The 21563-nt window shown below is 37.4% G+C and carries 21 protein-coding genes; 14 read left to right on the top strand and 7 right to left on the bottom strand.

The genetic code is table 11. The features are described 5' to 3' along the window. Positions 1-21: 21 nt before the first annotated feature. The 3 genes from bla-A to AC4IF5_RS02540 form a co-directional block, all read right to left on the bottom strand. Positions 22-903, bottom strand: a complete 882-nt coding sequence (gene bla-A, locus AC4IF5_RS02550; protein ID WP_490731383.1) for a CGA/CIA family class A beta-lactamase — start codon at positions 901-903, stop codon at positions 22-24. 66 nt (positions 904-969) lie between these two features. Next, the gene (locus tag AC4IF5_RS02545) at positions 970-2700 is read right to left on the bottom strand and encodes a cellulase family glycosylhydrolase (protein ID WP_490731381.1); all 1731 of its coding nucleotides are present in this window, start codon (positions 2698-2700) and stop codon (positions 970-972) included. Between the two features lie 577 nt (positions 2701-3277). Continuing rightward, complete coding sequence (locus AC4IF5_RS02540) at positions 3278-4240, bottom strand: Gfo/Idh/MocA family protein (RefSeq protein ID WP_490731379.1); 963 nt, start codon at positions 4238-4240, stop codon at positions 3278-3280. 116 nt (positions 4241-4356) lie between these two features. Between AC4IF5_RS02540 and AC4IF5_RS02535 the strand changes: the two genes are divergently transcribed. After that, a complete protein-coding gene (locus tag AC4IF5_RS02535) occupies positions 4357-5007 on the top strand; it encodes a protein-L-isoaspartate(D-aspartate) O-methyltransferase (RefSeq protein WP_490731377.1) in 651 nt (216 codons plus the stop codon). A 66-nt stretch (positions 5008-5073) separates the two neighbouring features. Here AC4IF5_RS02535 and AC4IF5_RS02530 read toward each other — a convergent pair whose 3' ends face one another. After that, the gene (locus AC4IF5_RS02530) at positions 5074-6201 is read right to left on the bottom strand and encodes a DUF2268 domain-containing putative Zn-dependent protease (RefSeq protein ID WP_490731375.1); all 1128 of its coding nucleotides are present in this window, start codon (positions 6199-6201) and stop codon (positions 5074-5076) included. A 266-nt stretch (positions 6202-6467) separates the two neighbouring features. On the opposite strand from AC4IF5_RS02530, the gene AC4IF5_RS02525 reads away from it, so the two are divergent. The 7 genes from AC4IF5_RS02525 (at position 6468) to AC4IF5_RS02495 (ending at position 12759) form a co-directional block, all read left to right on the top strand. Next, complete coding sequence (locus AC4IF5_RS02525; protein WP_490731374.1) at positions 6468-6728, top strand: prevent-host-death protein; 261 nt, start codon at positions 6468-6470, stop codon at positions 6726-6728. A gap of 76 nt (positions 6729-6804) precedes the next feature. Further along, positions 6805-7791, top strand: a complete 987-nt coding sequence (locus AC4IF5_RS02520) for a 2-hydroxyacid dehydrogenase (RefSeq protein ID WP_490731372.1) — start codon at positions 6805-6807, stop codon at positions 7789-7791. Between the two features lie 49 nt (positions 7792-7840). Beyond that, positions 7841-8134, top strand: coding sequence for a hypothetical protein (locus AC4IF5_RS02515; protein ID WP_490731371.1), 294 nt, complete (start codon positions 7841-7843; stop codon positions 8132-8134). Between the two features lie 245 nt (positions 8135-8379). Next, on the top strand, positions 8380-10365 hold the full coding sequence (gene hutU / locus AC4IF5_RS02510) for a urocanate hydratase (protein ID WP_490731369.1): 1986 nt from the start codon (positions 8380-8382) through the stop codon (positions 10363-10365). Between the two features lie 16 nt (positions 10366-10381). Continuing rightward, a complete protein-coding gene (locus tag AC4IF5_RS02505) occupies positions 10382-10924 on the top strand; it encodes a Crp/Fnr family transcriptional regulator (protein ID WP_490731367.1) in 543 nt (180 codons plus the stop codon). A gap of 256 nt (positions 10925-11180) precedes the next feature. Then, entirely contained in the window at positions 11181-11942 is a 762-nt protein-coding gene (locus tag AC4IF5_RS02500) for an MBL fold metallo-hydrolase (RefSeq protein ID WP_490731366.1), read from the top strand. Between the two features lie 40 nt (positions 11943-11982). Further along, positions 11983-12759 (top strand): Rossmann-fold NAD(P)-binding domain-containing protein, encoded by a 777-nt coding sequence (locus AC4IF5_RS02495; protein ID WP_490731364.1) that lies wholly within the window; start codon positions 11983-11985, stop codon positions 12757-12759. Between the two features lie 54 nt (positions 12760-12813). On the opposite strand, the gene tpx is transcribed toward AC4IF5_RS02495, so the two are convergent. After that, on the bottom strand, positions 12814-13383 hold the full coding sequence (gene tpx / locus AC4IF5_RS02490; RefSeq protein ID WP_490731362.1) for a thiol peroxidase: 570 nt from the start codon (positions 13381-13383) through the stop codon (positions 12814-12816). 156 nt (positions 13384-13539) lie between these two features. On the opposite strand from tpx, the gene AC4IF5_RS02485 reads away from it, so the two are divergent. The 5 genes from AC4IF5_RS02485 (at position 13540) to AC4IF5_RS02465 (ending at position 18193) form a co-directional block, all read left to right on the top strand. Beyond that, entirely contained in the window at positions 13540-15168 is a 1629-nt protein-coding gene (locus tag AC4IF5_RS02485; protein ID WP_490731360.1) for an NADP-dependent glyceraldehyde-3-phosphate dehydrogenase, read from the top strand. A 155-nt stretch (positions 15169-15323) separates the two neighbouring features. Beyond that, a complete protein-coding gene (locus tag AC4IF5_RS02480; RefSeq protein ID WP_490731359.1) occupies positions 15324-15836 on the top strand; it encodes an RNA polymerase sigma factor in 513 nt (170 codons plus the stop codon). 11 nt (positions 15837-15847) lie between these two features. Continuing rightward, positions 15848-16666 (top strand): hypothetical protein, encoded by an 819-nt coding sequence (locus tag AC4IF5_RS02475; RefSeq protein ID WP_490731357.1) that lies wholly within the window; start codon positions 15848-15850, stop codon positions 16664-16666. A gap of 414 nt (positions 16667-17080) precedes the next feature. Continuing rightward, on the top strand, positions 17081-17590 hold the full coding sequence (locus AC4IF5_RS02470; protein WP_490731355.1) for an RNA polymerase sigma factor: 510 nt from the start codon (positions 17081-17083) through the stop codon (positions 17588-17590). Positions 17591-17602: 12 nt separating this feature from the next. Next, positions 17603-18193, top strand: a complete 591-nt coding sequence (locus AC4IF5_RS02465) for a hypothetical protein (RefSeq protein ID WP_490731354.1) — start codon at positions 17603-17605, stop codon at positions 18191-18193. 75 nt (positions 18194-18268) lie between these two features. Here AC4IF5_RS02465 and AC4IF5_RS02460 read toward each other — a convergent pair whose 3' ends face one another. Continuing rightward, positions 18269-19882 (bottom strand): S41 family peptidase, encoded by a 1614-nt coding sequence (locus tag AC4IF5_RS02460; RefSeq protein WP_490731352.1) that lies wholly within the window; start codon positions 19880-19882, stop codon positions 18269-18271. Between the two features lie 89 nt (positions 19883-19971). On the opposite strand from AC4IF5_RS02460, the gene AC4IF5_RS02455 reads away from it, so the two are divergent. Continuing rightward, the gene (locus AC4IF5_RS02455) at positions 19972-21069 is read left to right on the top strand and encodes an MBL fold metallo-hydrolase (protein WP_490731350.1); all 1098 of its coding nucleotides are present in this window, start codon (positions 19972-19974) and stop codon (positions 21067-21069) included. On the opposite strand, the gene AC4IF5_RS02450 is transcribed toward AC4IF5_RS02455, so the two are convergent. Continuing rightward, a complete protein-coding gene (locus AC4IF5_RS02450; protein ID WP_490731349.1) occupies positions 21070-21357 on the bottom strand; it encodes a GNAT family N-acetyltransferase in 288 nt (95 codons plus the stop codon). Positions 21358-21563: the final 206 nt, after the last annotated feature.

Raw genomic sequence — 21563 nt, 5'->3', positions numbered from 1 at the left:
GCTAAAATTAAGCTTAATATTTTACTTATTAAAATTATCCCATACTGTCTTGGAAATATCAGAGATTATTTTGCAGTTTACGGCATCCGGTTCTGTGGAATTACTTACAAATACGGCAATTGCGTAATGCTTCCCGTTCGGGAGGGTAATGATTCCCATATCATTTTCTGCAATAGTAAGAAGATTGTCACGCTTTCCGGAAGATCCGGTTTTGTGGGCTGCAGGAGTCCCTTTGGGAAGCTGTTCAATAATTTTATTGGCTCCTGTCTGAGTTCCCAGCATGATCTGCATTAAAAGATCAGTAGACTCTCCGGAAAGCAGTTTCCTGTCATAAAATTTTTTCAGTAGATCTGTGGCAGAATGGGTAGTGGTATAATTTTCATAGAGAGCATCCCATCCTTTGACCGCCATATCATGCTCACTGTATTTGATCTGAAAATCCTTTATCCCTTTGGAATTCATAAACTGCTGAACGGTTCTTGTACCTCCGATCACTTTTAAAAGAACATCACAAAGATTATTATCACTTAAAGCTACTGTATAATCGATGATTTCTTTTAAAGTGATTTCAATATTGCCATTAGGATACTTATCCCTGAAAGGCGACCAGGTCTTTTCATGAAGATCTGACTTTTTAATAAAAATTTTCTGATCCAGTGAAAGCTTTCCTTTGTCAGCAAGCTCTAAGGCAGCACAGGCAATATGGAATTTAAAAACACTCATCATAGGAAGCTTTTTATCACCATTTTTGCTGTATTTGAAGCCATTCTCCAATCCGAGAACGGAAATTCCTACGGTAGCTTTTTTATCTTTTATTATTGTATTGATCTTTTGATCCAGCATTGATTTCTGCGACAAGGCGAATGTTGAAACCAAAATAAAAAGAAGGGTTATTTTTTTCATGGTGACAGGTTAAAAAGAAATCCCTTTTAGCGGCTAAAAGGGATCTGCAATTTAAGATAATTATTGTTACTTTACTTCAAAATAATTTAGGTTGGCACCATCATTTTCAAAAAATACCCTGATCTTATTTTCGCCTTTCTGAAGAGGAATGTTTTTAACGATGGCGGTTTTCCAGTTTTCGTTTTTGCCCGTAGCTTGTAAGGGAATGCTGGCTAATTGTTTTCCAGAAGCGTCTTCCAACCGTATTTTTGATGGGTTTACACTCGAGTATCTGATCTCAAATGTGTAATTTTTATCTGCCTTGGAACTGATCGTATACTGCATCCATTCGCCTGCCTCCGTTTTTCCTACATAATACTGATTGGTTATCTTATCATTGCAGGAATAGATGTCAACACCGTCATTTCTCATTTGGTGGCCGGAGTTCCACTCTGATCTTTTAGCCGGATCACTTACCCAGAGATTGATAAAATCTTTATCCAGATAAGCAGAGCCCATTCTTCCCAGATCATAGTCGGAAGCAAAGATTCTGCCTGGAACCTGATGGTTCTTAAATGGTTTTGTAGAATCATCTGTCACTTGTCTGAACATCGCATCAATGACATCATTTTTAACCTCTACATTGCTGAATTTATAGTTGTCCGCTATTTGCATCAAGGCCTTTCTTGCATATTCCCTTGATGGCTTTTCACCTCCGTTCTTCCAGTAGTTCAATAGCTTTTCATATTCAGGAGTTGTTTTTACATTCGTAATGCCTGCAATATTATCAATCTTTTTCATCGGCCAGAAAGCATACCCGATGTTGTGGTGATCCAGCAATTGAATCAGTTCTGTGAACCACACATTAGAATTCTCGCCGGTTTCTCCCAGCCATATCGGCATATTGTGCCTTTCTCTCAGATCCAGTGCGAACTGTATGGTCTTGTCATCATTATAATTCCAGTACTTATGAAAGCTGAAAGCCATATTCTTATCCCAGATCGGTATTAACCCGTTGTAATTGTTACCCCATCCGTTTCCTTCAATAAAGATAATGTGCTTCTGATCAACCTCCCGTATAGCGGCCGTGATATCCTTCTGTAATTTCCAGAGAGGCGCATTTGACATTTCATCGGTGCCATTTTGATTTTTTCCGGTGAAATTGATGTTAGGCTCATTGATGATATCGTATCCGCCGATCCATGGCTCATTTTTATAACGGTCTGCTAGCTTCTTCCAAAGGGCAACCGTCTTTCTTTGGTTTTCTTCACTTTGCCAAAGAGAAGGTTTGGAGGTATCATTATCAGAGATATTCGCATCATTTCCCTGCCCACCGGGAGCTGCATGAAGGTCAAGGATCAGATAGATCTTATTGTCTTTACACCATTGAAGCAGATCATCTGTCATTGTAAAGCCTTCTTCCAGCCAGGTATCCTGACCTTTTACCGGCTCTTTTTCTATAGGAAGGGTATACAGATTATAATGCATAGGAAGCCTGATGGAGTTGAATCCTGCTTTTGCCAAAAAATCAATGTCTTTTTTTGTGATTCCATTCTTTAAATAAGCCTTATAAAATTCCTGCATGCCATCTTCGCCAATCAGCCCGGCTATTTTTTCCTTGATTTTATACTGAGGGCCGGCAAAATCTGCTGTTTTCAGCATATATCCTTCCTGTAGCATCCAGCCTCCTAAGCCAAGGCCTCTTAACTGGATATTTTCACCTTTATCATTGATGATTTTCTGCCCGGAGGTCTTTAATAATTGTGATGTCCCAAATTGAGACAATAATAAGGCGGATAATAGAATGGCTCTTTTCATAGTTGTTTGATTTTAAATAGTAGGGAATATTCTGGAATTTAATTATAATGAATGATGGCATCATAATAAGAGTCTATACTCAGACCATTTATTTTGCCCGGAATCCATTGTATATGTGAAACAAAATTTCTCAATTGTTTATTGAATTGTTTTTCAAATATATTGTTTTTTTTGTTTTGAAATGGAATTTATATTGATAAATCAGCAATTTATCCCTTTTTTAATAATGAATAGAGAAGAGAATGTTAAATTGGAAAATATAAAGCTTCCCGATATATTATCCATATCAGTATAATGCCTTTCTTTTTGTGTGAAGCTTTATTCTAAATACCTTAATGCAATTAAGTTGGTTTAAAATGATACTGTACAAAAAGTTCACATAAGAAGAAAATCAAAGATTTTCATAAAGCTTAAGTGTACTTATTGTGCAGAAAGCTTGTGACTTAAAAACAACTTTATTATATAATGATGTCGGAAATGAGAATATTTTATAAAAATACGATCTTGTCATCATTAAGAAGTAGCGATGACAAGATCGTATTGTAGCATCTGCTGAAGATCGCAGAACAGACTTTATTTAGCTGATAAGTTTCATAATTTCCAAAGCCACTTTCAGTGCTTCAGTTCCGTCTTCAAGGGAAACTTCTACATTTTTATCACCCGTAATAGCATCAGCGAAAGAGTTCAGCTCATCAAGAATGGCATTATTCGGTTGAATATTCGGGTATTCAAATAAGATCTGATTTTTTTCTCCTTCCGCATTTTCTATGATCATGTCAAATGGAGTAGGATTTTCCGGAGCATCTTTCATTCTGATAACTTCAGCTTTTTTCTCTAAAAAGTCAACAGAGATATAAGCGTCCTTCTGGAAGAATCTGCTCTTCCTCATGGCTTTCATAGAAATCCTTGAAGTGGTAAGGTTGGCCACGCATCCATTTTCAAATTCTATTCTGGCATTGGCAATATCAGGCGTTTTGCTTACCACACAGACACCGCTTGCATAGATGTTCTTCACCCTGGATCTGGCAATGCTTAATAAAATATCCAGATCATGGATCATAAGATCCAGGACAACGGAGACATCTGTTCCCCTCGGGTTGAATTCAGCCAGCCTGTGGATCTCAATGAACATCGGATTGTTGATGTATTCCTTAGTGGCAATAAAAGCAGGATTATATCTTTCAACATGTCCTACCTGTGCTTTAATCCCATTTTCCTGACATAAACGCAGGATTTCTTCTGCTTGCTCAAGGGTTTGCGTAACCGGTTTTTCAATAAAGAAATGAAGGCCTTTTTCAATAGCTTTTAAAGCATAATCATAATGATAGACGGTCGGGGTGACGATGTCCAGCATATCGATCTGCTCCAGCAATTCCTCAAAATTTTCAAAATATTTGTATCCGAATTCGGCTTCCAGTTTCTTTCCGTTTTCAACATCCTTATCATGGAAACCTACGAACTCATATCTATCTGATTGATTAAGAAGTTTTAAATGTATTTTTCCCAAGTGTCCGGCACCTACCAAACCTGCTTTTAACATAGCTGTATTAAATTTTTGTAAAGATAAGAAAGATGTTAGATTGTAGAAGCAGTTTTTGTGGATAATTCTTTTCCCGAATCCCTGAAATCTAAAATCTAATTTCTTATTTTTGTCCTATGCAGGATTCGTTTGTACATAAAGGAAAAAGAAAGAATTTAGTTGAGTATCTCCGACACAGGATCGGGATTTCGGATGAATATGTACTTTCGGCAATGAATGAAGTTCCGAGACACCTTTTCATCGAAAGTATTTTTGAAGACTTTGCCTATGAAGACCGGGCTTTCCCGATTCTGGCGCACCAGACCATTTCCCATCCGTCCACTGTAGCGGAACAGTCTGAGCTGCTGAGGGTAAAGGCTGGTGAAAAAGTGCTGGAGATCGGAACGGGATGTGGATATCAGACCGCCGTTCTGGTGGCGATGAAAGCATTGGTATATACGGTAGAAAGACAGAAAGATCTCTTCGATTTCTCAAAAAAGAAGCTAAGGGAGCTTCATCTATCTCCAAAGTTCCAGAGTTTTGGAGATGGTTTTGCAGGCCTTCCCACTTTTGCCCCTTTTGATAAAATTATTGTTACCTGCGGTGCCTCCACTTTACCTACAGAATTATTAAAACAGCTGAAAGTGGGAGGGAGCATGGTAATTCCATTGGGTCCGACAGATGAACAGGTTTTATACAGATTTACCAAAGTAGGTCCTACAGAATTTGAAAAAGAAGAATTCGGGGCTTATAAATTTGTTCCGATGTTGGGAAGTACCAATAAATAAACCATTCATAAGGTGAGGTTGTGATTATGATAACGTCTACAAACAGAAATCTTATTTCAAAAACGCCTATTTATAATAACTACTATTCTTGAAAATAAATTCTGCATCATGCACTTTTACCAGATTATGAATGGCTTCTTTTTTATTTTGTGACCGTTCGTAATAATCTTTGCAGATCATATATCCCATGTAATATCCCATAGCAAACGGATATTTTCCTCCTTCGTTAAAAAACCATTGTGAATAATTATTATCTTTTAGATCTTTTAAAAATTCTTTCCATAATTCAGGACTGTCATTAGCTTTTTTAAACATATCTTTACTCAACCCGGCTGGACCGATAAGGCTTTCTTCTCCACATATTAGTTCAGTTAAGAAAACAGCAGCACCTTCTACAATAGCAGTATGCAAAAAAGACCTTTTATGGTTTGATTTCTCTTGTTGTGAGTGTAAGTTCTCGTGAACTATTAGATATCCTAATCCCTTAAATCCAACGGCATCTTCTTGAAGCCAGGAAAAGCTATCTGAAAATTCACTATAATCAACATTTTTACTTGTCAAAGTGGCTTCTGTACTAACAAAAACAGAGCCTGATTTTAGCATTTGACCTTGTGTGTTAAAAAATCCGATGGAAAAGTAGTTGTTAAAAAAAACAGCTTCCGGATATAGCTCTTTCATTTTCTCAAAATACTTACGATACTGAATAATTTGATTGGGTAATTCCTCTATGCAGGATTTGAGCGATTGAAAGTATTTCGGATATTTCCTGATAATTTTCAAATATTCCTTTTCAATATTTCTGCCGTTATCTTTTTCCATTTGCCAATATTCTTTCATTCCATCACTTCCGCTTTCTATGAAATTTGTATGAATAATAATCAAACTGTCAGACCTGCTTTTTGCCTGATTAATGACGGTAAGCATATTATAAAAATTGTTAATATCGTCAAAAACAAATTTTATTTTATTGGGGTCGGAAGTGGGGTGTTCATTAATTTGTGCGTTTACTTTTGGCGGGATAAAAAAGAATATAATGATAAAACAAAGGGCTCTCATAACTAACTGATTAAAGTTTTGTATGACAAATTTAATATATGTAAAAGAAAAAAACAGATGATGTCCTAAAAATGCTGATATAATAATTAAAAAGAATTTAAAAGTTGATTTCCAGTAATTTATAAAATGTAGTATCAAACAACAGGATTTTTATGAAAATTACACTATTTTCGGGAACATAAATAAATAGGTAATTGTTAGCAAGTAGAATTGTAATTACTCACACTTTCCAATTTTCCGTCAACAGTAATCATTAACATGTTGACACTTTCCTGTTTCTGTCAGGGTTTGTCTGCATGTTAGGTATTATTGTATAATTTTTAATTAAAATTTAAAATATTTTAATCCATTTCGGAATGAAAATTGAACTTTCTTAAGAACCTAATCACTAAAATCTTATTATTATGGATACGAACAGATTCAAGGCGTCGCATGATTTTAGTAATGTCCGGAAAAACCTGCATAATAATCCGGGATATAGTGTAGAAAGCTATTCCCAACAGGTGAAGGACTATATGAATGATATGAAAAGCAGGAATCAGGAGGCGACCAAACAGGGATTTATGACACAAGCCCAGAAATCGGCAAAAGAGGTTTGGGAAGAGATTCAGGAACTGGCTTCCGAAGCCTGGGAGAAAAACAAGAAACAATCAGATGAAAAATAATTTTTTAATATTAAAGTTGAATAACCTTACTTTTTGCGAGTGAGGTTTTTTTATTTAAACTGATAAACAGAAAATAATGAAAGTTTTTGTAAACAAAAGAATTCCTGAAATTGGATTGAATATGCTGAAAGAAGCTGGTCTGGAAGTAATACTTCCCGAAAATGAGAATCTGTCATATGAAGAATGGCTGAATTACTGTAAGAAAACAGACACTATTTTAAGCATAGGCGGTGATTTTAAATACAATAAAGACTTTTTCGATGCCTGTCCGAATGTTAAAGCTATTGCTCTGTATTCCGTAGGATTTGATCATGTTGATATCAAAGAAGCTAATGCCAGGAATGTTCCGGTAGGCAATACCCCTGATGTTTTGAGCAGGGCCACTTCAGACATTGCTTTTCTTTTAATGCAGTCAGTGTCAAGAAAGGCCAGTTACAATTTTCAGAAAGTAAAAGAAGGAAACTGGAATACATTTGATCCTTTACATGCTTTGGGACAGGAGCTTTATGGTAAAACATTAGGAATTTTCGGACTGGGGAGAATAGGTTTTGAAATGGCTGAAAAATCAAAAAAAGCCTTTGATATGGATATCATTTATCATAACCGCAATCATAATGAAGAGGCAGAAAAAGAGTTGGGAGCAGAATATGTTTCCTTTGAAGAACTGATTGAAAGGTCAGATGTACTAAGTATTCATGCTAATTTTACTCCTGAGCATGAAGGTCTGTTCAATGATTCGGTATTTGAAAAAATGAAACCGGATGCAATTTTCATCAATACGGCAAGAGGAGGTTTTCACAATCAAAAAGATCTGTATAATGCTCTGGTGGATGGGAAAATCTGGGGAGCAGGTCTTGATGTTACCAATCCGGAGCCTATGCCTGCTGATGATCCTCTATTAGAGCTTTCCAGTGTATGTGTTCTGCCACATATAGGTTCCGCTACCAGGGAAGCAAGGAACGGAATGGCAAAACTTGCAGCAGAAAATATTATCGCTTTTTCAAAAGAGGAAAGAATGCCGAATTGTGTCAATCCTGAAGTTTATTCAGACCACTTATCCTAAGTTGGAATTATTTTTGTTCTTATTATTTAAACTTTAAAATCCAAACATCATGGCACCTGAAGACAATATTAATGAACAGAACAGAAGACTGGAACAAATGGATTATGATTCCAGTGAAGATATATTTAAAAAAGAAAAACATATTTCGCTTGACGGAGATGGAAATCCTATTTTAGATGAAGATATAGATGAGGATAAAATAGATAAAGGACTGGATATCCCCGGAATTGAAGATGATGACGAAATGGAAGAAATAGGATCTGAAGATGAAGAGAACAATTACTGGAGCCTCAGTGATAATGAAGACGACCACGAAGAAGAAAACGACGATGTTTTAACTTAGACTTTGATGATAAACAGATTAGCCTTGCTGAATTTCAGTGAGGTTTTTGTTTTTTTGCAATAAGCAATAAGCAATAAGCAATAAGCAATAAGCAATAAGCAATAAGCAATAAGCAATAAGCAATAAGCAATAAGCAATTTTACCTTTTCGCCTTTTAACCTTTCAGCCTTTTACTTGCCTATATTTCCCAATTTGAATATCTTTAAAACTTCAAACATTGTAAACATAGAACTTTAAATAGCAATATGACATTTCAAGAACAAATTCAGCAGGGAATACCTGATCAGCTGCCACAGCCAAAACCCTATGAAACGAATATCAACCACGCTCCGAAACGTAAAGAGATCTTAGGAGAAGAAGAAAAAAAGCTGGCATTAAAGAATGCTTTGCGTTATTTTGAACCTCAGTTTCATGCAGAGCTGATTCCTGAATTTAAGCAGGAATTAGAGGATTATGGCAGGATTTATATGTATCGTTTCCGTCCGCACTATGAAATGAAGGCAAGGCCGATCACCGAGTATCCGGGAAAATCCGAGCAGGCAAAGGCAATCATGCTGATGATTCAGAATAACCTGGACTATGCGGTAGCACAACACCCTCACGAATTGATTACCTATGGTGGAAACGGTGCGGTGTTCTCAAACTGGGCACAGTATCTGCTGACCATGAAATATCTGTCTGAAATGACCAATGAACAGACATTGGTAATGTATTCAGGACATCCCATGGGACTTTTTCCGTCTCATAAAGATGCTCCGAGAGTAGTGGTAACGAACGGTATGATGATCCCGAACTATTCAAAACCGGATGATTGGGAGAAGTTCAATGCATTGGGGGTTACCCAATATGGACAAATGACAGCGGGAAGCTATATGTATATCGGTCCTCAGGGCATCGTTCACGGAACTACGATTACTGTTCTGAATGCTTTCAGAAAAATCAAGAAAGAACCGAAAGGAGGATTATTCGTAACCTCAGGATTGGGAGGGATGAGTGGTGCCCAGCCAAAAGCAGGAAATATTGCCGGCTGCGTTACCGTATGTGCAGAAGTGAATCCAAAGATCACCAGGATCCGCCACGATCAGAAATGGGTAAATGAGATCCATGAAGATCTTGATGCATTGGTAAAAAGAGTAAAAGAAGCTCAGGAAAACAAAGAAACGGTTTCTCTGGCGTATCTTGGAAATATTGTTGAAGTTTGGGAAAAGTTCGATCAGGAAGATTTGAGAATTGATATCGGTTCAGACCAGACCTCACTTCATAACCCTTGGGCAGGTGGCTATTATCCTGTAGGACAAAGCTTTGAAGAGTCTAACAGAATGATGGCTGAAGATCCTGAATTATTCAAAGAAAAAGTTCAGGAAACTTTAAGAAGACATGCCGCGGCGATCAATAAGCATACAGAAAAAGGAACCTATTTCTTCGATTACGGAAATGCCTTTTTATTGGAAGCTTCCAGAGCCGGAGCTGATGTAATGGCAGAAAACCCTACATTGGGAAGAGAGTTCAGATATCCAAGTTATGTTCAGGATATTATGGGACCTATGTGCTTTGATTATGGGTTTGGCCCGTTCCGTTGGGTATGTACCAGCGGGAATCCTGATGATCTGCAGAAAACGGATAATATAGCATGTGCCGTATTGGAGGAAATGATCAAAAATGCTCCCGAAGAGATCCAGCAGCAGATGAAGGACAATATTCAGTGGATCAAAGGAGCACAGGAAAATAAGCTTGTGGTAGGTTCACAGGCGAGAATTTTGTATGCCGATGCGGAAGGAAGGATGAAGATTGCAGAAGCATTTAACAAAGCGATTAAGAACGGAGAGATCGGACCCGTGGTATTAGGTAGAGACCATCATGATGTTTCAGGAACAGATTCCCCTTACAGGGAGACGTCCAATATCTATGACGGATCGAGATTTACAGCGGATATGGCCATTCACAATGTGATCGGTGACAGTTTCCGTGGGGCAACCTGGGTTTCCATTCACAACGGTGGAGGAGTAGGCTGGGGAGAAGTGATCAACGGAGGTTTCGGAATGCTGCTGGATGGAAGCGATGATGCCGACAGAAGACTGAAATCTATGCTTTTCTGGGATGTCAACAACGGAATTTCAAGAAGAAGCTGGGCAAGAAATGAAGGCGCTATTTTCGCCATTAAAAGAGCGATGGAAGCGGAACCCAATCTGAAAGTGACCCTTCCTAACCTTGTAGATGAAAATTTACTGTAAAATATAATGTTCAGTGTTGGCAGGTATCAATAAAAAACTGTTTTCCCACCTCAATGTAGAGGATGGTGATCCCGTTTGGAAAAAATTTGCCAGAGTTGAATTTTCAAAGAAAAACATATTTCCGGATCATAAAGCCTATCTTGTTGAAGATGGGCTTGTCCGTAAATATTACCTTCATAATACCTCAGACCTGGACACCGAAATCTGTGCTGATTTTTACTTTCCCGGAGATATTTTTACCGTTGGAGAGAAAGGTTCCGAGGGAATTTATGAGTCGATAAGCAATGGTTTGGCGTGGGAAATTACCCTGGATGAGGTCAACGAAATGTTTGCTGTAAATCCGCAATGCCGGTTTGTTCAGAACTACTATCTGAGCAGAAAACTTAATGCGGCGATGAAAAGAGAAATGTTGCTGCTGAAAAATACCCCGCAGGACCTTTATGAATACTTGTTGAAGAACAAACCTCATTACATTCAGAATATTCCTTTAAAGTATCTGGCCTCTTACATAGGGATTACTCCTATCTCTTTAAGCAGGATCAGGAAACGTATTAATTAGCCCTAATTTTTTAACGTAAACGATCACAGAGAACTTCACTGCTCATTATGCTTTTGAGATCGTAAAGCCTCAGGTGCTTAGCAAAGATTAATAAATACTCAGCTATATGAAATGCCATTGCGAACGTAAAAATACTAGTCAGCATAAGTTTATCTTTGCGTTCCTTGCGATGTTATCCTTCTCACACAGAAATTAATTAACTTTTGTTTATTGCTTGACTTTCCATAAGTCTCTTCCTTTGTTAAAAAAAGGAAATATGGAAATACAAAAATTAAACTGGGCAGGCATCAAACTCATTTCTCAAAACAAAACCGTTTTAATAGATGCCGTAGAAGATTTTTCTTATTATAAACCTGTTTTAGGAGATGCCGTAGAGAAAGTCATAGAATTCTCAGACTCTATACAGGCCGATTACATTGTATTTACCCATTTACATTTAGATCATTTTGATAAAGGGGTGATCAGAAAATGCCTGAAAAAAGACGGTAAACTTATTGTATACTCAGGACTGGAGCCTTTTGTAAGAAAAATTATGGATGATGTTGATACGGTTGTATTGAATCTGGATGAAATGTTTACAGAAAATAATATTACCTTTAAGCCCGTATTTGCAATGGATGGAGTAGGGGAAATTCAGTCCTCCTGGATTGTCGATGACGGAACTACAAAAATCTTTCATGGTGGAGATACCATCTGGCATAACCAATTCTGGAAGCTTGGCAAAGAGAATGAAAATATCGATTACGCCTTTCTGCCCGTGAACGGAGTTGTGGTCAATTTTGAAATCATCGGACTGGAATATAGCCCTGTTCCCGCTTCCCTCAATCTGAAAGAAGCCTTTTCCGCAGCACATCTTTTACACGCCGGAAAGCTGGTGCCAATGCATTACGGATTGTTTGCCCATGAGAAATTTTATATTCCTCAGGTATTTGATGAAGGTGATTTAAAGAAGACTTCAGAAGAAACAGGGCAGGGATACCTTATTCTGAAGGATGGGGAGACTCTGATAGATTCTTAGATTAAAGTTTATTATAGAGAATAAATTCATAAATTAAACAATGAAAAAAATTGGAATTATAGGTTGTGGCTGGCTGGGGAGCCATATTGCTGATAAATTATCCGGGCGGTATGAGATTTTCGCTACTACCACGTCCGAATCTAAAATAAAAGATTTATCTGATAAAGGATATCATACGACATTGGTAAGCTTTCCGGATGAAGATATATCCGAAACAATGACGGAATGGAAAGTTGTACCACAATTGGATGCGGTAATTATCACGGTTCCGTTTTCAGGAATAAGGGGAACTGAAATTCCGTTGCATGAGAGAGCCCAAAATCTATTGACATTTCTGGGAGATTACCATGGTCAGATATTTATGATGAGTTCTACAGGAGTATATCCTGATATTGAAAAAGAATTTAAAGAAGAGGACCGGTCTCCGGAGGATGTTCCAAGCGAGAATATTATAAAAAGCAGGTTTCCTGAAGTCAATATTTTGAGATTGGCAGGATTAATGGGAGATCATCGGCTTTTAAAAAATTATAATATTTCAAATCTGGATCTGTTGGTCAACCATATTCATTATGCGGATATTTGCTCCGTTGTTGAAATAATGCTGAACAATCAATCTCAATCCAAAGTATATAATGTGGTGGCGCCCGTTCACCCTAATAAAGAAGAGATCATCCACGCTCAGAAAGATCTTCCCTATTCAGGGGAGCGTACCAACCAGGGCAGAACAATATCTCCCTCAAAATTAATTTCAGATTTGAACTTTGAATTTCAATATCCGGATCCACGGTATTTTCATCTTATGAATGTTTCTGAATAAAAATCTCCGGCGATCTTTGATCGCCGGAGATTTTAAATATTAAAAAGCAAAAACTTATTTTTTTACCACTTGAATAGCCGCCTCATAATTCGGTTCCTGTGAAATATCGGCAACCTGCTCTTCATAAATGATTTTTCCTGAAGGATCAATGACTACGACAGCTCTGCTCAACAATCCTTTCATTGGTGAATCTGTGATTTCAACTCCATACGTTTTCCCAAAATCTGAACGGAAATCTGAAAGCATCACTACGTTTTTGATTCCTTCCGCGCCACAAAATCTTTTCTGGGCAAAAGGCAGATCTTTAGAGATACAAAGTACTACCGTATTCGGAATATTGGCGGCATCTTCATTAAAATGATGAACGGACGCTGAGCAAACGCCTGTATCCACGCTTGGGAAGATATTAAGGATCACATATTTCCCTTTGTAGGAATCTAAGGTCTGATCTTTCATGTCAACATCCGTAAGCGTAAATTTTGGTGCCGCTTTATTGACCGCCGGCAATTTGGAATAGGTATGAACTTCTTTTCCTCTCATTAAAATGGTATTTGCCGTTTTATTCTGGGCAAAAACAAATGCTGAAAAGAAAAATAATGTACTGAAAACTAATTTTGACAACATGAATTCTATTTTTAACAAAATTATTCTTTTTTTCAGGAGCCTGTGTTAATTTTAATCTAAATAGAATAAATCTATTAACCGGCTGTTTTTTCAATCTGTTTTACCTCTAACTTTATGTTATTAAATGATCATATTACATAAAAAACAGAAATACGTATGAGTTTAGAAAATAGAGCATCATTCCATGAAATTTTTAAAGGTGAAAATGAAATCCCGGAAGAATATAAAGTTCCGGTCATCCATCAGAGAACTTATCTTTTGAATGGCGAGCTGGTAGAATGGAGTGGTGATGTCACGAATATTTATTCCCCGGTGTGCATCCCTACAGAAAACGGATTGGAAAGGAAATTGCTGGGAAGCATTCCGAATATAGGTCCGAAGGAAGCGATGGAAGTTCTTGAAGCCTGTGTGAAAGCCTATGATAATGGCCTTGGCGAATGGCCGACAATGTCTGTGGAAGGGCGGATCAAATGTATGCAGAAGTTCGTTTACCTGATGATTCAGCAGCGTGATCTGATTATTAAACTGCTGATGTGGGAGATCGGTAAGACATTGGCGGATTCTACCAAGGAATTTGACCGTACCGTAGACTATATCAATCAGACCATTGATGCCCTGAAAGATCTGGACAGGGAATCTTCCCGCTTTCAGCAGGCTGAAGGTACCATTGCACAGATCAGAAGAGCACCGCTTGGAGTCGTTCTGAGTATGGGACCATTCAACTATCCTCTGAATGAAATTTTTACCACACTGATTCCGGCATTGATCATGGGAAACACTATTTTATTTAAACTTCCGAAACATGGTGTGCTGGCTCACTATCCTTTATTAAATGCTTTTAAGGAAGCTTTCCCGAAGGGTACCGTGAATACGCTGTACGGAAAAGGTTCTGAAATTATCACCCCCATTATGGAAAGCGGAAAAGTGAATGTGCTGGCTTTTATCGGCTCAAGCAAAGTAGCCAATGGACTGAAAAAACTTCATCCGAAAGTGAATCGTCTTAGAGCGATCCTGAGCCTTGATGCTAAAAATGCTGCGATTGTAACGAAGCATGCTAATCTTGATGTGGCGGTGAGCGAGTGTATTCTGGGAGCGCTGTCTTTTAACGGGCAACGTTGTACAGCATTGAAACTGATATTTGTTCAGAAAGAGATTGCAGCAGAATTTACAACGAAATTAAGTGAAGCCGTTTCTGCCCTGAAACCCGGGCTGCCATGGGAAAAAGAGGTAAAGGTAACGCCGCTTCCTGAAGCGAACAAACCTTCTTATCTGAAAGAATGTATTGATGATGCATTATTGAAAGGGGCTGAAGTCTTAAATAAAGACGGAGGGTATACTCAGGAATCTTTTGTGTTCCCGGCTGTTGTTTATCCTGTAAACAGTGATATGAAGCTGTATCATGAAGAACAGTTCGGGCCGGTAATTCCTGTTGTTCCGTTTGAAGATATCGAAGAGCCGATAGACTACCAGGTCAATGCGTCACATGGAATGCAGGTGAGTATTTTCAGTGAAGACCCTGAGGAAGTAGCCAGCCTGATCGATCCGTTTGTGAATCTTGTAAGCCGTGTCAATATCAACTGTCAGGCTCAGCGTGGCCCGGACGTATTTCCATTTACCGGACGAAAAGACAGTGCGGAAGGAACGCTTTCGGTTTTTGATGCGCTCCGTTCATTTTCCATCAGATCTCTGGTGGCAGCAAAGCTGACGGAATCGAATAAAACATTACTGAATACCATCGTCAGAGATCATGATTCCAACTTCTTAAGTACAGATTATATTTTTTAGTTTTGATCCCTGATTGTATTTAACATAAAATAAAAATCCTTAATAAACTTCTTTGTTTTTTAAGGATTTGTTAAATTGACACATTGAATTGATTTTTTTGTGTTATAATACAGTAGTGTTTTTATAAATATTACCCAAGGATTAGTACATACCCCATGTTTTCACTGGAAAAAGAGTTTTTAGAGAAAATTGAAAAGCACAAAGGTGTTATTTTCAAGATCTCTAAAATGTATATGGATAATAAAGATGATCAGAATGACCTCTATCAGGAGATCATTTACCAGGCCTGGAAATCATATGGTGATTTTCAAAAGAGAAGTGATTTCTCTACATGGTTGTACAGAACTGCGCTTAACACAGCAATTGTTTTTCTGCGAAGTGAAAAAAAGCGTAGTTTTATCCGGAATCAGAATATCGAGGGATTGAGCGCCCAGCAGGAGCCTTATAATGATACGGATGATAGAAACATGAAACTGATGTATGAGGCAATCCACCAGTTGAGCCCAATCGATAAAGCCCTCATCTTTTTCTTTCTGGAAGACTTTCCGGGAAAAGAAATTGCTTTTCAGCTGGGAATTACCGAAGTGAATGCACGGGTAAAACTTAAAAGAGCAAAAGAAAAGCTGAAGGAGATCATTGCGAGACAGCAAAAAACAGATTCAAATTAAAAGATAAGAGAATGGAGTTAGACAACTTTAAAGAACTTTGGAATAAAGATATAGGACAGGAATCCCCTGAAATCTCTCTGGAAAAACAGCGGGAAATACATTCTCCGTTGCAGATGCTGAAGATCAATATGAAAACTGAGTTTTGGCTGATGGTCATCACATTACCATTGCTTTTGACCGGTTTTCCATTTGCTTCCACAGACTCTAATATCAGGACGATATCTACATTTGTCACCATTCTGACAATTGCTTTCATAATTTATTTCTATTCCAGATTCCTTAAGCTTTATAAGATGCTGAGGAAGACCAGCATTAATACCAACTATGATCTGTTTAATCTTAAAACCCAACTTCTTATATCGAAAGAAATCTACATCTCATATTATATTTCATATATCCCGCTCGGCTTCCTTTTATCTCTGATCAAGATCAGCTTCCATTTTGATATGGAGTATAACCTTGCTATTTTCGGGATCAGTCTTTTGATAACGCTCTTGCTGGTTGCCTTTATTATAAAGTATTGGATTTACTATATGTACGGAAGGTATATTGATGATGTGGTACACCTGGTGGATGAACTGAACGGTATTGAAGTACCGGTTTCCAAAGAAGGACGAAAAAGAACATGGTTTGAGCGGTCGCAGAAGTTTTTCATGAATAAATTAGGAATTAAAGGGAATATTCTGAATACCGTTATATGGTTCGTATCTGTTTATATTTTTATCATTTTATTCCTGACGCTGGTTCTTTTGATCTTCATCATTATAGGCGCGAAATTGGATTTTATTGATATAAGAGCTTTACAGAAAGCTTTAAACAGGCTCAATTAGTTTCTTTATATCGGCTTTTTTCAATATTGCTGTCTGAATAGGTGATCGTGATGTCCGCTAAAAAAATAATTGTTGAATAAATTGACAGCTTTAAAAACATAAAGAAAGACCGGCAGAAATTTTACTGCTGGTTTTTTTGTAAAAAAATGTAACATTTTTACTTTTTTTCTACTAACTGTGAAAATATAGTATAATAGAAAAATATAAGTCAGATTGTAGGATTGAAATACTAGAATTGACTGTTAAGATAAAATCCCACAAAATTATTTCGTACAAATGCTATCCTAAAAAATAGTAGAAGTTAAAAACACATGATGAGAGCCTGACAGTATTTTCTGCCAGGTTTTTTTATTTTTTTTCAAATACCTGTAACATTTTTTCTGAATGTAAACTAACTCTGTAGAGTAACAAACTATGACCTCATTAGAACAAGAGTTTATAAGTAAGATCGAAAAGCATAAAGGGATCATTTTTAAGATTTCCAAAATGTATATGACTGAAAAAGATGACCGTAATGATCTTTTTCAGGAAATTACCTATCAGCTCTGGAAAGCATATTCCAGCTTCAGAGGGCAAAGTGAATTTTCAACATGGTTGTACAGAATTGCTTTAAATACAGCGATTATTTTCCTTAAATCCGATAAAAGGAGAAGCTTTATTACCAATGAAGATTTTTCCAATCATATAGCCATTCAGGAGGACTATGATCATGAAAAAGAAGAACGATTAAACTTGATGTATAAGGCGATCCATCAGCTTAACCCCATTGATAAGGCCTTTATATTCTACTATCTGGAAGATTTTTCAGGAAAGCAGATCGCAGATGAAATGGGAATTTCAGAAGGCAATGCAAGAGTAAAAATGAACCGGGCAAAAAATAAACTGAAAGATATCTTAAGCCAAAATAACGTAAACAACCATTAAATCAGCAATCCAATGAATATCGATGAATTTAAAAATACCTGGAACGAAGATATTACGGAAGAAACTCCGGAAATAAGTATAGAGCAAAGAAATAAGATCAATCTTCCTCTTGAAAAAATGCGTAAGAACATGCGCCGGGAATTCTGGTGGATCATAGGAATCTTCATCTTTGCATTTATGGTGTGCGCTGTATGCAGGCCCTTTAAATTCCAACTGTACATTACAGTTTTGATCGCTTCAATGCTTATTGTCACCGCCTTCTTTTTTCTTAAGTTCTTTAAACTCTATAATGATATCAGTAACCCTGTACTTCAGACCTATGATTCCCTGAAAGACCTGATCGTACAGTTTGATCTGAACAAACAGTATTACCTGTCCTACTATATCAGTTTTGCCCCTTTTGTGGTATCTGAGGTGATCATTGTAATGGAATTTATACCTTGGCCGAAACCTTTGAGTGAAACAAAGCTTATCCTCATACTGATAGTTTCTGTAATCGGAGGCTTGTTCTTACTCTTTCTATCCGGTAAATTCTGGTTTTATCATTTCTACGGCAGGCATATCAAATATATTGAAGGTCTTTTCGATGAGCTGAAAAGATAAAACGGGTATCGGCGGGCTGAAATCCCCCCCCTACCCGTTTTAATGAATCCCGGTACATGTACCGGGAAACCTATATTATTTATTTTGCTCTTTGACAATCTCATTTTTTATCCAGTCCAGCTGCGGATCTTTTTTATCGATGATATCCTGCAGGCTTTCACTCACCACTACATCCGGGAGCACTCCTCTTTTTGAAGCGGAAAAATTGATATTCGGCTGTACGAGAAGCAATCCGATAGGAAATCTGATTTTAGAGTTGGGAAGCTTCTGATAAGAATAAAAGCCGGCTACTGTTCCGTCATTGGCTCCTCCGGTTTCTTCTCCCACAAGAATTGCCCTTTTATCATTTTTAAGCTTTGCTGTAATGATAGAAGATGCAGAAAAGCTTCCGCCGTTGATCAGTACAAAGACTTTTCCGTGAAAAGCTTGTTTATTAGGCTTGGTGGGCTTATCAGCTTTCATTTTATAGAATACCTTGCCGTCTTTTTTATAAGTGCTGAAAGCCTGAGCCAAAAAATAACTTGGATAGGCAATACTTTTAAAAGCATATTCCAAAGCAGAGCTTTTTCTGAAATAATTGGTTCTCAGTGGAATATCTCTGGAGTTGACCTGAGATGGCTTTATCAGTGTAAAAGGCTTGTCGGTAAGGTAGGAATACAGGTTGTTGATCTCATAAAGCGAACCTCCGTAATTATTTCGGATATCTATAATGAGATAGGATGACCTGGCATTTTTAATTTTTGAAAACGTTTTTTTATAGAATTCTTCGGAATATTCTCTGGAGAAGCTTTTTACTTTTATATAAGCTATCGTGCTGTCCTTATCCAGAAATTGAAAGCTCCGGTTATAAGAATTGCTCGAAGCGACATATCCATTCAGCTTTTTCTCCGGTGTTCTTTTTTTCAGTTCCTTATCCTTTTCAAGATCAGTAACTGATTTGGATTCTCTGCTTAAAGTGTAGGTATGCTTTTTCCCATTATAAAGTGTTTCAATGGTCGCTTTACTGGAGATTCCGTTTTCTGCAATATAGAAATTAAAGAAAAGATCCTTTAAAAAATAGGGCTGGAAGGTCGTATTATATCCGTCACTGCTGATCAGGTTGCGGTATTTTTTGATATAACCTGAAACCGGAACATTATTGATGGATAAAATTTCAGTACCGGGTTTGATATTTTCAATAGAATCAGGGTTTTGAACAATATACATCTGGTCACCGGAAACATAATATTCGAAACGGCTGAACATTCCCTTCTCGTTTTCTAATTTTTTAATTTCCTTTTTGGTGAATTTCTTTCTGGGAATTTTTAACGAAAGATGCCCTTCACGGATTCCTGCAATTACGGGCTGTAGCTTGAAGTAAAACTGAAGAGGAGTAAGCGGTTCATTGAGAGTCTGCTTAAGACTGTCTAACTTATGTTCCAATTCCTGCCTGGGAATATACCAGTAAAGCTGAGGGTGCATTTGCTTTAGCTTGGAATAAGCATAATCGACATCCTCTTTAAGCTGTTCCGGGGAAATACATGAAGCCCGCTGTTCGTTATGTTTTTTTATAGATGCGCATGACGAAAGCACAGACAGAAGAAATATTGCCGAATAATTTTTCAATGTACTTTGAGTTTTTAAGCTGCTAAAATAGAAAGTTTTCAATGAATCATCACTTAAATGAATGCTAAATTTTCCGTAAGACATGATAAATTTAGTTAAAAGAAAGTGCCCAGACACTTCATATTTTCATTTAAAAACAAAAGTCGATACATTTGATGTTTATTTTTCTGCAAATGATTTACTGGATTCTTACGAGTATGGTTGTGCTGACCATTACCTTTTTTATTGTGATCAATATGAAAGCATTTGGTGCGGTACCGAAAGGCAAACGGCTGAAGCGTATCAGACAGTCGAAGCTCTATAAAAAAAGACAGTTTCAGAATATCAGCCATACACCTTCCATTGCTGAAGGTTACAAAATGTCAAAAGTTACCTATGATTTCTTTTTAGGTAAAAAAGACCCGTTGCTGAAGCCTTTGAAAGAAATTCCTTCCATACATACAGACCTGAAAAGTATTGCTAAGGATACAGATGTATTTATTTGGCTGGGACATTCTTCTTATTACATCCAGACCGATGGCGTTTCATTTCTGATCGATCCGGTACTGAGTGTATATGGTTCTCCCTTTAAATATTTCAATAAAGCATTTAAAGGTTCGGATATTTTTAAGCCTGAAGATATTCCTGATCTGGATTATCTGGTGATTACCCACGATCATTTTGATCATCTGGATTATCCGACAGTAAAATCGATCCGTGAGCGGACAGATAAAGTGATCTTACCATTGGGAGTAGGGGCGCATCTGGAAAGATGGGGATATGCTGAAACCAAGCTTATTGAGGAAGAATGGGGTGCAGAAGTGGAATTAAAGAATAATATAAAATTAGCTTTTACTCCTGCCAGACATTTTTCAGGAAGAAGGATAAAACAGAACGATACCCTTTGGGCTTCTTATGTTTTGGTAACACCTACAAAAAAGATCTTTTTAGGGGGAGACAGCGGTTATGATTCCCACTTTAAGATGATCGGTGAAAAATATGGTCCTTTTGATTATGCCATTCTTGAAAACGGGCAGTACGGAGAAGCATGGAGATATATTCATACGCTGCCTGAAGACGTCATTCAGGCAGCTTTAGATATTCGTGCAAGGTACATTATTCCGGTTCATGCGGCTAAATTTGCGCTGGCTCTTCACCCCTGGAATGAGCCATTACAGAAGATAACGGCTTTTGGAAAAGAAAAAGGACTGGATATCCTTACTCCGATGATCGGAGAAGTTGTGGATCTGAATCAGCCGGACCGGCAGTTTACTGTCTGGTGGGAGGATTGATCAGGCGTGCCAGATATCTTTATATCTTCTGGGATGATTTTCAAACTGTTGTCTGACAAAATCACATTCCGGGTCTACAAGCAAATCTTTTTCTTCTGCGTAGCGTACCAGCTCGTCCAGTAATAGCTTGGCATATCCTTTTCCCTCACGTTCCTCATCAAGTTTGGTGTAATATACGATCAGCAGTCTTCCGTCAACCTCTATGGACATATAGCCTGCCTTTTTCCCGTCAATAAGTAGCTGCAATTCATCCTGATATGGAGATACTTTAAACTTTATATTTTCCATAATTACTGAGATTTGGTTGATTAAAAAATAAAATAGAGAATTTCCCGAATACGTTCTCCTTTTTAAAATTACGAAATTAAATGATATGAAGTAATAGTTTTTAGGAATCTTAACGAATTTTATAACTATAAAGATTAAAAGATTAAAAGATTAAAAGATTAAAAGATTAAAAGATTAAAAGATTAAAAGATTAAAAGATTAAAAGA

The sequence above is a fragment of the Chryseobacterium sp. UF-290 genome (genome assembly GCF_058245615.1).
This window is presented reverse-complemented; position numbering and strand designations above follow the sequence as displayed.

Bases quoted from the DNA above. Each gene is read 5' to 3' on its own strand.
- bla-A (WP_490731383.1), bottom strand. From the start codon at position 903: ATGAAAAAAATAACCCTTCTTTTTATTTTGGTTTCAACATTCGCCTTG.
- AC4IF5_RS02545 (WP_490731381.1), bottom strand. From the start codon at position 2,700: ATGAAAAGAGCCATTCTATTATCCGCCTTATTATTGTCTCAATTTGGG.
- AC4IF5_RS02540 (WP_490731379.1), bottom strand. From the start codon at position 4,240: ATGTTAAAAGCAGGTTTGGTAGGTGCCGGACACTTGGGAAAAATACAT.
- AC4IF5_RS02535 (WP_490731377.1), top strand. From the start codon at position 4,357: ATGCAGGATTCGTTTGTACATAAAGGAAAAAGAAAGAATTTAGTTGAG.
- AC4IF5_RS02525 (WP_490731374.1), top strand. From the start codon at position 6,468: ATGGATACGAACAGATTCAAGGCGTCGCATGATTTTAGTAATGTCCGG.
- AC4IF5_RS02520 (WP_490731372.1), top strand. From the start codon at position 6,805: ATGAAAGTTTTTGTAAACAAAAGAATTCCTGAAATTGGATTGAATATG.
- AC4IF5_RS02515 (WP_490731371.1), top strand. From the start codon at position 7,841: ATGGCACCTGAAGACAATATTAATGAACAGAACAGAAGACTGGAACAA.
- hutU (WP_490731369.1), top strand. From the start codon at position 8,380: ATGACATTTCAAGAACAAATTCAGCAGGGAATACCTGATCAGCTGCCA.
- AC4IF5_RS02500 (WP_490731366.1), top strand. From the start codon at position 11,181: ATGGAAATACAAAAATTAAACTGGGCAGGCATCAAACTCATTTCTCAA.
- AC4IF5_RS02495 (WP_490731364.1), top strand. From the start codon at position 11,983: ATGAAAAAAATTGGAATTATAGGTTGTGGCTGGCTGGGGAGCCATATT.
- tpx (WP_490731362.1), bottom strand. From the start codon at position 13,383: ATGTTGTCAAAATTAGTTTTCAGTACATTATTTTTCTTTTCAGCATTT.
- AC4IF5_RS02485 (WP_490731360.1), top strand. From the start codon at position 13,540: ATGAGTTTAGAAAATAGAGCATCATTCCATGAAATTTTTAAAGGTGAA.
- AC4IF5_RS02480 (WP_490731359.1), top strand. From the start codon at position 15,324: ATGTTTTCACTGGAAAAAGAGTTTTTAGAGAAAATTGAAAAGCACAAA.
- AC4IF5_RS02475 (WP_490731357.1), top strand. From the start codon at position 15,848: ATGGAGTTAGACAACTTTAAAGAACTTTGGAATAAAGATATAGGACAG.
- AC4IF5_RS02470 (WP_490731355.1), top strand. From the start codon at position 17,081: ATGACCTCATTAGAACAAGAGTTTATAAGTAAGATCGAAAAGCATAAA.
- AC4IF5_RS02465 (WP_490731354.1), top strand. From the start codon at position 17,603: ATGAATATCGATGAATTTAAAAATACCTGGAACGAAGATATTACGGAA.
- AC4IF5_RS02460 (WP_490731352.1), bottom strand. From the start codon at position 19,882: ATGTCTTACGGAAAATTTAGCATTCATTTAAGTGATGATTCATTGAAA.
- AC4IF5_RS02455 (WP_490731350.1), top strand. From the start codon at position 19,972: ATGATTTACTGGATTCTTACGAGTATGGTTGTGCTGACCATTACCTTT.
- AC4IF5_RS02450 (WP_490731349.1), bottom strand. From the start codon at position 21,357: ATGGAAAATATAAAGTTTAAAGTATCTCCATATCAGGATGAATTGCAG.